The sequence below is a fragment of the Comamonas testosteroni genome (assembly GCF_014076415.1).
GTDB lineage: Bacteria > Pseudomonadota > Gammaproteobacteria > Burkholderiales > Burkholderiaceae_C > Comamonas > Comamonas testosteroni_F.
Map to the genome: position 1 here is coordinate 2,175,738 of NZ_CP043568.1, position 13,969 is coordinate 2,189,706.

The following is a 13,969-nucleotide window of genomic DNA, read 5'->3' on the forward strand; positions in this document are numbered from 1 at the left end:
ATGGCCTGATGATTTCGGAGGCTAGGGTGTATGTTTAGATCGGTATTCCGCCAGCGCGGGATACCGATTTTTTTGCTGAATTCTTTGGCCAGTATTGACTTTGTCAGCATTGCTGCATGCGCATGCAGTAAAAGGATCGCTGGCTTCAGTCCTACTTCTGCCGATTGTCGGCTGCGCTAGGCTGAGGGTCTAGAGCAGGCTTGGCAGTGATGGCGCGGGCAATGGCTGCATCGCGCGATCAGCTCTTCAGGAGGATCAGCATGCGCGCGACACCCGACAGGCAGGCAGCATCGATAGAGTTTGCATCACGCGCAGGGCGCATTCCATTGCCCCTGGCGTCCTCGTTGAGACCTCCACCGCTTCAGGGCGAGGGTTGCACCTTCATGGAGGCATATGCCCCCCCGACGCATCTGCGCTATGAACTGGCGCAGGGGCTGATGCAGCGGCAGGCGCAGATTTCTCCCAAGTTCCTATATGACGCGCATGGCTGCGCCCTGTTTGAGCAGATAACCGAGCTGCCCGAGTACTACCCCACAAGAACCGAGGCTGCCATCATGGCCCGCTACGACCTGGAGATCGCCCAGGCCATGGCGGGTTGCCAGGTGTTGATAGAGCTGGGAGCAGGCAATTGCGAAAAAGTGCGACGCCTGTGCCGCAGTGTGGGGCCGCAGCAGTTTCTGGGAGTGGATATTGCGGTCGAGTTTCTGCAGGCCGCCGTGGCCAGGCTGGAGCATGACTTTCCGCGACTTGCGGCTCGTGCGGTTGCAGCGGATTTCACGGGGGACTGGCATTTGCCGTCAGGTGTGCCACAGACGCGGCGTGAACTGTTCTATCCTGGCTCCTCGATCGGCAACTTTGATACGCAGCAGGCTTTGCATATGCTCGGACATATGCATTCACTTCTGGGGGGCGACGGCGGGCTGCTGATTGGCATTGATCTGCCCAAGCCGGTACCGGTTCTGATAGCCGCTTACGACGATGGGCAGGGCGTCACAGCCGAATTCAATCTCAATGTGCTCAATCATGTGAACCGTCTGCTTGGCAGCGATTTCAATCTTCAGGACTGGGCGCATGAGGCGCGCTTCGACAGCCAGACATCGCGGATAGAGATGCATTTGCGCGCCCGTCGCCCCGTCATGGTGTGCTGGCCTCAGGGCCTGCGCTATTTTGCTCAGGGCGAGACCATCCATACGGAGAACAGCTACAAATACCCGCTGTCCGATTTCCTCTCCATGCTGGCTTGCGCGGGATTTGCCGAACCCAGGGTCTGGACCGATGAGCAGCAATGGTTTGCCGTCATTCATGCCCATGCCTGAAACCATGGCGCCTGCTGCCAGGGACTGGATAGTGCTGGCGCAGCAGTACGAGCGGGTGAGGGCCTGCACGCAAAAGCTGGCTGCGCCCTTGTCTGCAGAAGACGCCTGCGTGCAATCCATGCCGGACGCCAGTCCTGCCAAATGGCATCTGGCCCATACCAGCTGGTTCTTCGAAACCTTTGTACTGGCCGTGCACCAGCCAGGGCATCAGGCTTTTGACGGCAGTTTTCGCATGCTGTTCAACTCCTATTACCAGCAGGTGGGTGCACGCCATCCCAGAGCCCAGCGGGGCTTGCTGACCAGACCTGCTCTGGCGCAGGTCATGGCCTATCGCGCTGTGGTGGATGAGCAGATGCTGGCGCTGATGGCCGTCATGAAAGAGAAAAGCCCGACGACGCAGCAGGCTGTTGCTCAGCTCGTCGCATTGGGCTTGCAGCACGAGCAGCAGCATCAGGAGTTGATGCTCACCGATATCAAGCATTTGCTTTCTTGTCACCCGCTCTGGCCTGCTTATGCGTCAGATGGGATGGCAGAGGAGAATTTCATGCAGGCCTATGCTGATCTCACATGGCTGCCAGTTGAGGCGGGCATCTACAGCATAGGTCATGGTGGCGGTAGCTTTGCGTTTGACAATGAAATGCCCAGGCACAGTGTCTATGTGCAAGCTGCGCAGATTGCATCGAGGCCCGTGAACAATGGCGAGTTTCTGCGCTTTGTGCTGGATGGCGGCTACAGTCAGCCTCAATGGTGGTTGGCCGAAGGCTGGGACTGGTGCCAGGTCCAGCAACTGAGCCACCCCTGGTACTGGAGGCAAGCTGAAGATGGTGCGCGTGATGCGGGCTGGCAGGAGTTCAGCTTGTATGGCGTGACGGCTCTGCATGCGCTGAGGCCTGCCTGCCATATCTCCTACTTCGAGGCTGATGCCTATGCGCGCTGGGCCGGTGCGCGCCTGCCGACGGAGATGGAGTGGGAGGTGGCAATGGGGGCGCATGACTGGCCTGTGTCCTCGTCTGTGGGTCATGCCAGCCTGCATCCTGAAGTCTCAGGCGATCATCATGGGGTGGCAACCGGCCAGGTCTGGGAGTGGACGCATTCGTCCTATGCCGCCTACCCGGGCTTTCGCGTGGCCGAGGGTGCCGTGGGGGAGTACAACGGGAAATTCATGGTCAACCAGTATGTGCTGCGCGGCGGCTCCTGCCTCACGCCTGCCGGTCATGCGCGGCTGACCTATCGCAACTTCTTTCCCGCAACGGCTCGCTGGCAGATGACGGGGCTGCGTCTGGCGCGCGATGCCTGAAGTCGCGCGCCAGACGCAGCCGCTTCAGACCTGTTCCAACGCCTGGTTCAGGTCGGCCAGCAGATCGTCAATATGCTCGATGCCCACTGACAGGCGCACCATGCCTTCGGTCACGCCGGCCTTGGCCAGTTCGTCCGCATCCAGCTGACGGTGCGTGGTTGAAGCGGGGTGGGTGGCCAGCGACTTGGCATCGCCTATATTGACCAGGCGCGTGAACAGCTGCAAGGCGTCCAGAAAGCGTGCTCCGGCGGCACGGCCTTCGCTGCCCTTGAGGCTGAACGACAGAATGCCCGATGCACGGCCGCCAGACTGTTTTTGTACGATGGCGTGGTCAGGGTGGTCCTTGAGGCCTGCATAGCGCACCCATTCCACTTTTTGGTGCTGTTGCAGTGTCTCTGCAATCTTCTGCGTGTTATCGCAGATGCGGTCCATGCGCAGAGCCAGGGTTTCAATGCCTTGCAGGATCTGGAAGGCGTTCTGCGGCGAGATGGCGGCGCCCATATTGCGCAGCGGAACGACGCGGGCGCGGCCGATGAAGGCGGCGGGGCCAAGCGCTTCGGTGTAGACCACGCCGTGATAGCTGACGTCGGGCTCGTTCAGTCGCTTGAAGCGGGCCTTGTGCTCGGCCCAGGGGAACTTGCCGCTGTCCACGATCGCCCCGCCAACGCTGGTGCCGTGGCCGCCCAGGTATTTGGTCAGCGAATGCACGACGATGTCCGCGCCATGCTCAAACGGGCGCAGCAGATAGGGAGAGGGCACGGTGTTGTCTACGATCAGCGGTACGCCATGCTGGTGGGCCACATCGGCCAGCGCACGGATATCGGTCACATTGCCCAGCGGGTTGCCGATGGATTCGATGAATACCGCCTTGGTCCTGGCGTCGATCAGCTTGCCGAAACTGGCCGGATCGCGTGGATCTGCAAAGCGTACCTCGATGCCTTGCTGCGGGAAGGTGTGGGCAAACAGGTTGTAGGTGCCGCCGTAGAGCGTGCTGGCCGATACGATGTTGTCACCCGCTTCGGCCAGGGTCTGGATAGCTGCGGTGATGGCAGCCATGCCCGATGCCAGGGCCAGTGCGGCAATGCCGCCTTCGAGCGCCGCGACGCGCTTTTCCAGCACGTCGGTGGTGGGATTCATGATGCGCGTGTAGATATTGCCCGGGACCTTCAGATCAAACAGATCGGCGCCATGCTGGGCGCTGTCAAACGCGTAGGCCACCGTCTGGTAGATGGGCACGGCCACCGCCTTGGTGGTGGGGTCGGGGGAATAGCCGGCATGTACGGCGAGTGTCTCTATGCGCATGTGTGTGTCTCTTTGGCAGGTTATTCGAACGCCGCAGCCAGAGCGTTGGCGTCATTGATTATGGGCAGGACGCTGACTTAGGAGAACGACCTAATGGCTATGTGCTTATGCCAGAGTGAAAGCGAGCGCTGTATTGGAATATTGGAGATACTTCTCGCCGGAGAATGGACGACGTTGAATTCACAGTTTCCTGCGCGGAGAACCTAAATTGGGCCAGCCTGCAGATTTGTACTTTGCCTTGATTGCGCCGGCTTGCGTGGTGCTGTTCGGGCTTGCCTTGTTGGCTTGCTGGTATGTGCAGCGCCGACAGCCGCGTGCGCTGTTCCTGCTCTGGCTGGTGGGCGGTTATGTGCTGCTCGCAACGGCTCTGGCTGCGCAAAGCCTGATGAGCAATGCACAGCTGAGCCAGTTTGCAATCGCCACGGCATGTCTGTACCTGCTGGGGACCTGGTCGCTGGCGCAAGGGGTTTCCTTGCGGCTGGGGTCTGCAGGAGCGAGTGTGCCAGGCGGTATTCTGGTGGCGGTCGTCGCCTTGTCCGTGCTGTACTATTTTTCCCGGATCGAAAATGAACTGTGGGTCCGCGTGCAGTGCCTGGCACTGGCCATGGCCTTGCAGCTGACCCTGGCCATGCCGGCGTTTCTCAAGGCCGATTCGTCAAAGGACTGGCTGGAGCGTGGCGTGCACTGGGCCTATGGGCTCAACGTCTGCTATGCCTTGTTCAGGCCGGCGGCCGTTAGTCTGTTGCCCGTTCACGAAGTGCAGGAGCTGACCCGATCTGGATACTGGCTGCTCACCCAGGCCATAGCGCTTCTGTTTGCAATGTGGTTTGCCGTAGGACTGCTGGCATGCTCGGTCAGGGACGTGATGACGACATTGCGCGAAGAGCGCAACCGTGACTCTTTGACGCGCCTGCTCAATCGTCGTGCCTTCATGGAGGCCGCAGAGTTGCGCTTGGCCGATCAGCGGCTGGTGCCCTGGGCCGTGGTTGCCGTGGACATCGATCATTTCAAATACATCAACGACAACTGGGGCCATGCGGCCGGCGATCAGGTGCTGCAGCAACTGGCACAGTTGCTGACTCAGCAGGTCAGAGACTGCGATCTGGTTGCCCGCTTCGGCGGAGAAGAGTTTCTCTTGCTGCTCTCACGAGTACAGCTGTTCGAAGCGCAAGCCATTGTGGAGCGTGTACGTGAGCGCTTGCAAAGTCAGGCGCTCGGAGGATTGGCTGCGCAACTCAGGGTGACAGCCAGTTTTGGCATTGCTGCACTCAGTTCCGCGCAGGACTTCGAGCAGGCACTGGCTCGGGCTGATGCGCTGCTCTACAAGGCCAAGAAGGCGGGGCGGGATTGTGTCATGAGCTCTGCGCAAGACGAGAGCGAGCTGCAATGGAAAATGTTTGCCTGAATCCCGCTATCAGGCGCAGAGCCCATGGCGCTTTGCGGTTTGGGTTCTTTTCGCGATCTGAGGCTTGAACGTTCACGACCTCGGACTCCTGGGACCGCGTCGGGGAAGGACGGGTATTGTGCTTTCCCAGGCGGGCAGGTGGGCATAGATCACGACTGGAGCATGGGCGTCATTGGCGGCATAGCGTCGCTGGGCCGGGCTGAGTTCCGTGGCAGCCCAGTTGGAGGTGGTGGTGCGCTTGGACTTGCGAAAGCTCTGCTGGAGTACCAGCGCTGCGGCCGCACGCACACCCACCGATGGGCCATAGCCGAGCCGCTTGAAGCGACTGTCCAGATCCTGAATATTGATCAGCGGCGCCCCCAGCCTGCGGGGTAGGGAGTGTTTGTCGTTATCGAGCCCGAAGCCGACCTTGCAGATATGTTCTGCAGCCAGCACCATGCGCGATACTTCCAGAGCCATGGGCCTGTGCAGCTGCAGCAGCCAGACCTGACTGGCCGTGGCAAGCTGCACCAGATGAGGGCCGTTGTCTTGCTGGCCAATATTGAAGATGGGTTTGCTTTCCGTGTCAAAGCCGAGCACGGGTTCGGCATTCATGGCCTTGAAGGCAGTCTCGAATTCGGCTTCGGACTGCGGAATGTGGATTGCATGTTCGGGCAATTCCAGAAACGGAGGGAGCAGGGCACTTTCGTCCTTGCTGGGAGCAATCAATCGGGGCATGCCGGTGATTACACACCAGCTTCGTGCTTATCCCCAGAACATGTGGTCTGGCCTGTGGGTAAATATCGGAATAAATGCGCAAAGCCTTGACTGGCAAGGCTTTGCATGTTGCGCCTAAAAAACAGGCAATCGATTCAGCGATGCTTAAACACGGGCTTGCGCTTTTGCAAAAAGGCCGTCACGCCTTCGAGGCTGTTGCCGGAGCGGGCGCAGGCCAGCATGGTTTCGCGCTCGGCACCCAGTTGCTGCTGAAGGTCCTGCCGGTGTGCCGAGTCACAGAGGTTTTTGATGCCCGCCAGGGAGTTGGTGGGGCCGCCGGCAAGCTCCTCGGCCAGCGCGGTGGCCGCCGTGAGCAGCTGTTCGGGATCGTGCACCTCGTCGACCAGGCCCATGCGCAGACAGTCCTCGGCCGCGATAGCGCGGTTGCTCATCAGAATGTATTTGGCCCTGGCAGCGCCGGCACGGCGGGTGAGATAGCCCGATACACCCAGATCCGGGCTCAGGCCGATGGCCGAATACCCTCCGCGTAAAAACATGTGACGGCTGGCCAGTACCAGGTCCGCACACAGTGCGAGCCCGATGCCGCCGCCTCCGACAGGGCCTTGCACGGCACTGATGACCGGCAGCGGCAAGCTGGCCAGCTGATGCATGACTGGATTGAGCACATCCAGCATGGCACCGATCAACGGTGCCAGTTGCTCTCGATGTACGCCAAATTCACTGATGTCACCTCCGACGCAGAATTGTTTACCGCTTGCAGAAATGAGCAGGGCGCCGATATCTGCGTTGCAGGCCTGCTGTACCACTGCCTTCAGGTCGTGAGCCATGGCCGTGCTGATCACGTTGCCCCGCTCGGGCTGGTTCAGAACCACATGACCTACGCCGTTGCGAACTTCCCAGAGAACCAGATCAGACATCAGGTGACCTTTCTTTCATATGGAGTCCGTAAGAAGGCCAAGACGCTCTTTGGCGTCTTGCGACTTTGGACAATGTGGGTGAATTGATGAAGCTGGCAGCGCACATGCTCTTGCTTCGGTTCAGGCTGCATTCGGTGGCACGCAGCTCATGCCTCGTCCTTGTTTCGGCGACCATGTCCCGCTGTCCTCAGACGCGCTCATACAGAGTGACCACGCAGGCTCCACCCAGGCCCAGGTTGTGCTGCAGGGCCAGGCGTGCCTCTGGCACCTGGCGTTGCTCGGCCTTGCCGCGCAGTTGCTGGACCAGTTCGGTGCACTGAGCCAGACCAGTGGCACCCAGCGGGTGGCCCTTGGAGAGCAGACCGCCCGAAGGATTGGTGACGAATTTGCCGCCGTAGGTGTTGTCGCCATCAAGCACAAACTTCTCAGCCCCGCCGACGGGGCACAGTCCCAGGGCCTCATAGGTCAGCAGTTCATTGTGGGCAAAGCAGTCGTGCAGCTCCACCACATCCACATCCGAAGGGCCGATGCCGGCTTGCTCATAGACTTGCCGGGCCGCGTTGCGGGCCATGCTGAAGCCCACGACTTCGCGCATATCCTGGGCCGCAAAGGTTTCAGGGCCATCGGTGGTCATGGCCTGGGCACGAATGCGCACGCTATGGTCCAGTCCGTGCTTGCGTGCATAGGCCTCGGACACCACGATGGCGGCCGCTGCGCCGCAGGTGGGCGGGCAGGCCATGAGTCGGGTCATCACGCCTTGCCACAGCATGGGCGCGGCCATGACTTCCTCCTCCGACACCTCGGTGCGGAACAGTGCCAGTGGATTGCGTGCCGCATGGCGGCTGGCTTTGGCGCGAATCTTGGCAAAGGTGGACAGCTTGGTGCCGTACTGTTCCATGTGGGCCTTGCCTGCCCCTCCGAAATAACGCAGTGCCAGAGGCACTTCGCCGTTGCCGACCAGTGCGTCCGTGGCTTCATCGAAGCGGTCAAACGGGCTGGGTCGGTCGGTGTAGACCGATCCCAGTGCGCCGGGATTCATCTGCTCGAAACCCAGGGCCAGCACACAGTCGGCAGCGCCGCTGGCGACGGCCTGGCGTGCGAGGAACAGCGCGGTGGAGCCAGTGGAGCAGTTGTTGTTGACGTTGACGATGGGGATGCCGCTCATTCCGACCTCGTACAGCGCGCGCTGGCCGGCAGTGGAGTCTCCGTACACATAGCCCACATAGGCTTGCTGCAGCGAGGCATAGGAAATGCCGGCATCGGCAAGCGCCAGTTGCGTCGCGGTTGAGCCCATCTGGGAATAGGGATCGCTCTTGCCAGGCTTGGCAAACGGAATCATGCCGACACCAGCAACAAACACATCGCGACTCATGGGGGCTCCTGCAAAGGGTTGGTACAGCAGCCATGCTAGGAAAACCTCTTGCATTTGCCCATTGCGGAGTACATCGTCGACATGTCAAAAGACCTCATGATGACTCAATGAAAACCCGCAAGAATATTCCCTATACCGTGTCGATTGAGCTGGTGCGAGGGATCGTGCAATCCATCGAGCGCAAAGGCCATGCGCCGGAGACTTTCCTGCTACAGGCCGGCATAGCACCAAAACTGCTGGAACAGGCGGGCGCGCGCGTCAGCTCGGATCAATACATCGCATTGATGTGGCGCGTGATCTCGGCGCTCAACGACGAAGCGCTGGGCCTGTTCTCGCGCCCGCTCAAGCGCGGCAGTCTGGAGCTGATAGCGCGTGTTGCCTCTGCGGAGCACACGGTGCAAGGGGCGCTGGAGCGCATGTGCGAAGTCCACAACCTGCTGCAGGACGATGTGGAAGTGAGTCTGCTGGTCAGGGCCGGTGAGGCCGCCATCTGCGTGCGTTCCCTGAGCAGCCAGCCTCCGGCCAATTTTCTGTACGAGTACCTGCTGCGCATACTGTGGCGTATCGCTTCCTGGTTGATGGGTGGCGGGCTCAAGGTGCGGCAGTTTGATTTTGTATTTGCGCGGCCCGACTATGTCAGGGACTATGGGGAGGCGTTTCCAGCCCCCATGTGCTTTGGGCAGACGGTAGCGGCGTTCTGGTTTGAGGCCGGTCTGCTTCGGCGTGTGTGCCGGCGCGACGAGAGCGCTCTGCGCAGCTTTGTCGCAAGCTGGCCTGCGGCAGCCGTCATTCCTGCGCGCGCTGGCAATGAGATTGCTGCCCTGGTGCATGCCTATCTGCAGCAAAGCCGCCCGCACTGGGTGGGGCTGGAGGCCACGGCAGCGGCGCTGCATATGTCTGCTCCTACCCTGCAACGCAAGCTGAGTGCGGCCGGCACCTCGTTTCAGGTCATCAAAGATGGACTGCGCCGTGATATCGCCATCTCCCGTCTGGGCTCCAGCACGGTCAGCTTTGCCACGCTGGCTGCGGATCTGGGCTTTGCCGATGCGGCTGCGTTCCAGCGTGCCTTCAAAGGCTGGACTGGGAGCCCGCCGGGCCTGTACCGGGTCAGAGCGGCTTAGAAGAGCAGTATTCGGGTGCACTCGCAGTAGCTCGTTCGAGCTGTGGAAAACCCTTGCGTGAAAGTCCTGAATATTTTTGCCAATCAATTGATTGGTAAAAATATAAGACGCCGATATGCTGCATCTCATGCAAGCAGTTCATGAAGAAATTCCGACCGTCAAACGCGGACGCGGCAGGCCGCCCAAGTCTACCGAGGAGCGCAATGAGAGCGCGCGCCGCAGCGAGCTGGTGCGTGTCGCAGCCAGGCAGTTTCGCCTGCGAGGCTTTCACGGTAGCAGCACCCGCGACATCGCCGCTGCTGCAGGTATGCAGCCGGGGTCCATTTTTTACTTTTTTGAGAGTAAGGAAGCCATGCTGCATGCCGTTATGCGGGATGGGATGGCCCAGGCTGCGGATAGTCAGAACGCCGCACTGCAAGCGCTTGGGGCCCGTGCCAACGGAGTGGAGCGACTGCGCGCCTTGGTGCGTAATCACCTGCAGATCATGGTGGGTGGCGAGAGCGACTTCATCCCCGTGATGCTCTACGAATGGCGCTTGCTCAGCGATGCGCAGCGCATGGATGTGAGCGCACAGAAGGATGCCTACGAAGCGCAATGGATGCCCGTGCTGCAGGCGCTGCAGCGCACGGGCAAGCTCAAGGCCCGCCCCGAAATCGCGCGATTGCTGATCTTTGGCGCTCTGAACTGGACTGCGCAGTGGTTTTCCGAGGACGGCAGCCTGAGTCTGGATGCGCTGACCGATCAATCTCTGGCCTTGTTCATTGGAGAGAGCTGATGTACCAATCCGTTTTTCGTCCGGATTTGTTTGCCGGACAAGTGGTGGTGGTGACCGGTGGTGGCTCGGGGATAGGCCGCTGCATAGCGCATGAGCTGGCTGCGCTGGGCGCACATGTGGCACTGGTGGGGCGCGATGCACAAAAGCTGCAGAGCGTGCAGGACGAACTGGCGCAGCAGGGAGCTCAAGCCAGCAGCCACAGCTGCGATATCCGCGACGAGGCGGCAGTCAAGGCCGTGGTCGAAGAGATGCTGACCCGGCACGGTCGTATCGACGCCTTGGTCAACAACGCGGGCGGACAGTATCTCTCGCCGCTGGCGTCCATCAGCGCCAAGGGCTGGCAGGCGGTGCTGGACACCAATCTCACCGGCGGCTTTCTCATGGCGCGCGAATGCTACGCACAGCACATGGCGCGGCAGGGAGGCTCCATCGTCAACATGGTTGCCGATATGTGGGGCTCCATGCCGGGCATGGGGCATAGCGGCGCAGCACGGGCGGGCATGGTCAGCTTCACCGAAACCGCTGCAGTGGAATGGGCCGCGCAGGGGGTGCGCGTCAATGCCATTGCGCCGGGCTATATAGCCTCCAGCGGCATGGATCACTATCCGCCCGAGGCAGCGGACATGTTGCGAAAGATGCCGGCAACCGTGCCAGCAGGGCGCTTTGGCAACGAGGCCGAAGTCTCCGCTGCCGTGGTCTTTCTGCTCAGTCCGGCGGCCAGCTTCATCAGCGGAACGGTTCTGCGGGTCGACGGCGCCCGTCCTCAGGTGCGCATGGGCATGGGGCCGGTGGCTGCCAGTACCGAAGCGCAGCAGCGCAGTGCAGTGCGTGCATTTGACGGCTTTTCTCTCTACCAGACTCCCAAGGTGTTTCAGTCATGAGCGTCTTTGCATCCCAATGGAATGGCGGTGGCGAGCTGGCGCAGCAGCGCCGGGCTGCCACGCTGGGGCGCATCGCCGCGCTGCGAGAGTTGGAGCAGCGGGCGGCCCAGGCATCGCAGCGGGCCAAGCCGCAGTTTGAAAAGCGCGGCCAGTTGCTGCCGCGAGAGAGAGTTGCATTGCTGCTGGATGCAGGAATGCCATGGCTGCCGCTGTGCACGCTGGCGGGCTTCATGCAGGACCAGGACGACCCGGCCAAGTCGGTTCCCGGAGGCGGAATGCTGGCGGGCATCGGCTTTGTAAGCGGTGTGCGCTGCATGGTGGTGGCCAGCGATTCGGGCATCGAGGCCGGGGCCATCCAGGAAAAAGGCCTGGACAAGATGCTGCGCGTGCAGGAGATCGCCCTGCAGAACAAGCTGCCCTTCATTCATCTGGTGGAGAGTGCAGGCGCCAACCTCATGCGCTATCGTGTCGAGGGCTTTGTGATGGGCGGAGCCTTGTTTCGCAATCTGGCTCGGTTGTCCGCGGCAGGTTTGCCGGTCATTACCGTGCAGCATGGCTCGGGCACGGCCGGCGGGGCCTATATGCCCGGGCTGTCGGACGTGGTCATCATGGTGCGCGGTCGCTCGCGTGCCTTTCTGGCCGGGCCGCCCTTGCTCAAGGCTGCGACAGGCGAGATCGCGACCGAGGAAGAGCTGGGTGGTGCCGAAATGCACACCAGTGTCTCGGGGTTGGGCGAGTATCTGGCGGAGGACGACCGCCATGCCCTGGGCATGGCACGCGCCGTGGTGTCTCAGCTGTCCCAATGGAAAAAGCCTGAAGCTATATCTACACGGGAAGCTATTAATTCAGGAACCGTCGAGCCGCGTTACGACGCCGATGAGCTCTTGGGTCTGATGCCGGCACACCACCGCGAGCCGGTGGATATGCATGAGGTCATGGCGCGACTGGTGGACGGCTCCGAGCTGCTGCTTTTCAAGTCCGGCTACGGTGCGGCCACGCTGTGTGTGCAGGCGCATATCGGAGGCCATGCCGTGGGTCTGATCTCCAACAACGGCCCCATCGATGTGGCTGGTGCCAGCAAGGCCGCGCACTTCATTCAATGGATGTGCCAGTTGGGCCACCCCATCATCTATCTGCAGAACACCACGGGCTATATGGTGGGCAAGGACAGCGAGCAGGCCGGCATGATCAAGCACGGCAGCAAGATGATTCAGGCCGTGACCAACGCCACAGTGCCGCAGATCACCATCCAGTGCGGCGCCAGCTTCGGTGCGGGCAACTACGGCATGTGCGGCCGAGGCTATGCGCCGCGCTTTCTTTTCAGTTGGCCCGGCGCCAAGACGGCGGTGATGGGCGGCGAGCAGGCGGCCAGCACCATGCGTCAGGTCACCGAGGCCGCCATGGCACGCAAGGGCCTGGCCGTCGATGCCGAGCTGATGCAAAAGCAGTACGACCAGATCGTGGCCATGTTCGAAGCCCAGTCCGATGCGCTGGTCACCAGCGGCTTGCTGCTGGACGACGGCGTGATCGATCCGCGCGACACCCGCGCAGTGCTCTCGTTCTGCCTGCAGACCTTGCACGAAGCGCAGCAGCGCACCTTGCGCCCCATGCAGTTCGGGGTCGCGCGCATGTAGTGCCGCGCCTCTTCCTTTTTTTCTTCCAAACAGGACTCGACGGAGACAAGCCATGCAATGGACCCATGAACATCTGGAAGTGCGCAAGACCCTGAAGCGCTATATCGACGAGAAGATCAATCCTCATGTCGATGAATGGGAGCAGGAGGAGATCTTCCCTGCGCACCAGGTGTTCAAGGGTCTGGGCGATCTGGGCCTGCTGGGCCTGACCAAGCCCGAAGCCTATGGCGGCTCGGGGCTGGACTACTCCTACAGCCTGATGATGGCCGAGACACTGGGCCATATCCGCTGCGGCGGTGTGCCCATGGCCATTGGCGTGCAGACCGATATGTGCACACCCGCACTGGCACGCTTTGGCAGCGATGCCTTGCGCGAGCAGTTCCTGGCTCCCGCCATTGCGGGCGATATGGTGGGCTGCATAGGCGTGAGCGAGCCCGGTGCGGGCAGCGATGTCTCGGGCATCAAAAGCCATGCCCGCAAGGATGGCGACGACTACGTCATCAGCGGCCAGAAGATGTGGATCACCAACAGCATTCAGGCGGACTGGATGTGCATGCTGGTCAACACCGGCGATGGACCGGTTCACAAGAACAAGAGTCTCATCATGGTGCCCCTGCGGGAGGGTCCGCGCGGCAAGCTGACCAAGGGCGTGGAAGTGGCGCAGAAGCTGCGCAAGATCGGCATGAACTCTTCGGATACGGGCCTGCTGTTCTTTGACGAGGTGCGCGTGCCGCAGCGCTACCTGGTGGGGCAGGAGGGGCAGGGCTTCATCTACCAGATGCAGCAGTTTCAGGAGGAGCGGCTCTGGGCCTCGGCCAGCGGCCTGCTCGCCATGGAGGACTGCATTCAGCAGACCATAGAGTGGGCACAGCAGCGCCAGATGTTCGGCAGCACCCTGATCGATCAGCAATGGGTGCAGTTCAAGCTGGCCGAGTTGCAGACCGAAGTCGAGGCCCTGCGTGCACTGACCTATCGTGCCGCCCAGATGTATATGGCGGGTCAGGATGCGCTGCAACTGGCAAGCATGGCCAAGCTCAAGTCGGGTCGGCTGACGCGCGAAGTGGCCGATACCTGCCTGCAGTTCTGGGGCGGCATGGGCTTTACCTGGGACAACCGTGTCTCGCGCCTTTACCGCGACGGGCGTCTGGGATCGATAGGCGGCGGTGCCGATGAGGTCATGCTGGGCATCATCGGCAAGACCATGGGGCTGATCAAGCGCCAGGCGCACTGAG

General features: G+C 61.3%; 12 protein-coding genes. 8 read left to right on the forward strand and 4 right to left on the reverse strand.

Annotation, left to right across the window (positions count from 1 at the left end; all coding sequences use genetic code 11):
- Positions 1-383 precede the first annotated feature (383 nt).
- Together egtD and egtB are read left to right on the forward strand one after the other, a co-directional pair.
- Positions 384-1,316, forward strand: a complete 933-nt coding sequence (gene egtD, locus F0P97_RS09950; RefSeq protein ID WP_182287159.1) for an L-histidine N(alpha)-methyltransferase — start codon at positions 384-386, stop codon at positions 1,314-1,316.
- Entirely contained in the window at positions 1,303-2,613 is a 1,311-nt protein-coding gene (egtB, locus tag F0P97_RS09955; protein WP_182286573.1) for an ergothioneine biosynthesis protein EgtB, read from the forward strand. Before egtD ends, egtB begins: the two co-directional genes overlap by 14 nt.
- Before the next feature lie 24 nt (positions 2,614-2,637).
- On the opposite strand, the gene F0P97_RS09960 is transcribed toward egtB, so the two are convergent.
- Complete coding sequence (locus tag F0P97_RS09960; protein ID WP_182286574.1) at positions 2,638-3,915, reverse strand: O-acetylhomoserine aminocarboxypropyltransferase/cysteine synthase family protein; 1,278 nt, start codon at positions 3,913-3,915, stop codon at positions 2,638-2,640.
- A 208-nt stretch (positions 3,916-4,123) separates the two neighbouring features.
- On the opposite strand from F0P97_RS09960, the gene F0P97_RS09965 reads away from it, so the two are divergent.
- Positions 4,124-5,320, forward strand: a complete 1,197-nt coding sequence (locus F0P97_RS09965; RefSeq protein WP_182286575.1) for a sensor domain-containing diguanylate cyclase — start codon at positions 4,124-4,126, stop codon at positions 5,318-5,320.
- Between the two features lie 72 nt (positions 5,321-5,392).
- Here F0P97_RS09965 and F0P97_RS09970 read toward each other — a convergent pair whose 3' ends face one another.
- The 3 genes from F0P97_RS09970 to F0P97_RS09980 form a co-directional block, all read right to left on the reverse strand.
- Positions 5,393-6,037 carry a 3'-5' exonuclease gene (locus F0P97_RS09970; protein WP_182286576.1) on the reverse strand — a complete coding sequence of 215 codons (645 nt, stop codon included), beginning with the start codon at positions 6,035-6,037 and terminating at the stop codon, positions 5,393-5,395.
- A gap of 134 nt (positions 6,038-6,171) precedes the next feature.
- Positions 6,172-6,954, reverse strand: a complete 783-nt coding sequence (locus F0P97_RS09975) for an enoyl-CoA hydratase/isomerase family protein (RefSeq protein WP_182286577.1) — start codon at positions 6,952-6,954, stop codon at positions 6,172-6,174.
- Between the two features lie 187 nt (positions 6,955-7,141).
- Positions 7,142-8,326 (reverse strand): lipid-transfer protein, encoded by a 1,185-nt coding sequence (locus F0P97_RS09980; RefSeq protein ID WP_182286578.1) that lies wholly within the window; start codon positions 8,324-8,326, stop codon positions 7,142-7,144.
- 107 nt (positions 8,327-8,433) lie between these two features.
- Between F0P97_RS09980 and F0P97_RS09985 the strand changes: the two genes are divergently transcribed.
- The 5 genes from F0P97_RS09985 (at position 8,434) to F0P97_RS10005 (ending at position 13,968) form a co-directional block, all read left to right on the forward strand.
- A complete protein-coding gene (locus tag F0P97_RS09985) occupies positions 8,434-9,447 on the forward strand; it encodes an AraC family transcriptional regulator (protein WP_182286579.1) in 1,014 nt (337 codons plus the stop codon).
- A 127-nt stretch (positions 9,448-9,574) separates the two neighbouring features.
- Positions 9,575-10,222 carry a TetR/AcrR family transcriptional regulator gene (locus F0P97_RS09990; protein WP_232538184.1) on the forward strand — a complete coding sequence of 216 codons (648 nt, stop codon included), beginning with the start codon at positions 9,575-9,577 and terminating at the stop codon, positions 10,220-10,222.
- The gene (locus tag F0P97_RS09995; RefSeq protein ID WP_182286581.1) at positions 10,222-11,103 is read left to right on the forward strand and encodes an SDR family oxidoreductase; all 882 of its coding nucleotides are present in this window, start codon (positions 10,222-10,224) and stop codon (positions 11,101-11,103) included. The genes F0P97_RS09990 and F0P97_RS09995 overlap by 1 nt, the downstream gene beginning before the upstream one ends.
- Positions 11,100-12,737: an acyl-CoA carboxylase subunit beta gene (locus tag F0P97_RS10000; protein ID WP_182286582.1), complete on the forward strand. Its 1,638-nt coding sequence runs from the start codon at positions 11,100-11,102 to the stop codon at positions 12,735-12,737. Before F0P97_RS09995 ends, F0P97_RS10000 begins: the two co-directional genes overlap by 4 nt.
- A 52-nt stretch (positions 12,738-12,789) precedes the next feature.
- Complete coding sequence (locus F0P97_RS10005) at positions 12,790-13,968, forward strand: acyl-CoA dehydrogenase family protein (RefSeq protein ID WP_182286583.1); 1,179 nt, start codon at positions 12,790-12,792, stop codon at positions 13,966-13,968.
- Position 13,969 lies beyond the last annotated feature (1 nt).

Coding starts and splice junctions, on each gene's coding strand:
- egtD (WP_182287159.1), top strand. CDS start 384: ATGGAGGCATATGCCCCCCCGACGCATCTGCGCTATGAACTGGCGCAG.
- F0P97_RS09975 (WP_182286577.1), bottom strand. CDS start 6,954: ATGTCTGATCTGGTTCTCTGGGAAGTTCGCAACGGCGTAGGTCATGTG.
- F0P97_RS09980 (WP_182286578.1), bottom strand. CDS start 8,326: ATGAGTCGCGATGTGTTTGTTGCTGGTGTCGGCATGATTCCGTTTGCC.
- F0P97_RS09970 (WP_182286576.1), bottom strand. CDS start 6,037: ATGCCCCGATTGATTGCTCCCAGCAAGGACGAAAGTGCCCTGCTCCCT.
- F0P97_RS10000 (WP_182286582.1), top strand. CDS start 11,100: ATGAGCGTCTTTGCATCCCAATGGAATGGCGGTGGCGAGCTGGCGCAG.
- egtB (WP_182286573.1), top strand. CDS start 1,303: ATGCCCATGCCTGAAACCATGGCGCCTGCTGCCAGGGACTGGATAGTG.
- F0P97_RS09985 (WP_182286579.1), top strand. CDS start 8,434: ATGAAAACCCGCAAGAATATTCCCTATACCGTGTCGATTGAGCTGGTG.
- F0P97_RS09995 (WP_182286581.1), top strand. CDS start 10,222: ATGTACCAATCCGTTTTTCGTCCGGATTTGTTTGCCGGACAAGTGGTG.
- F0P97_RS09960 (WP_182286574.1), bottom strand. CDS start 3,915: ATGCGCATAGAGACACTCGCCGTACATGCCGGCTATTCCCCCGACCCC.
- F0P97_RS09990 (WP_232538184.1), top strand. CDS start 9,575: ATGCAAGCAGTTCATGAAGAAATTCCGACCGTCAAACGCGGACGCGGC.
- F0P97_RS10005 (WP_182286583.1), top strand. CDS start 12,790: ATGCAATGGACCCATGAACATCTGGAAGTGCGCAAGACCCTGAAGCGC.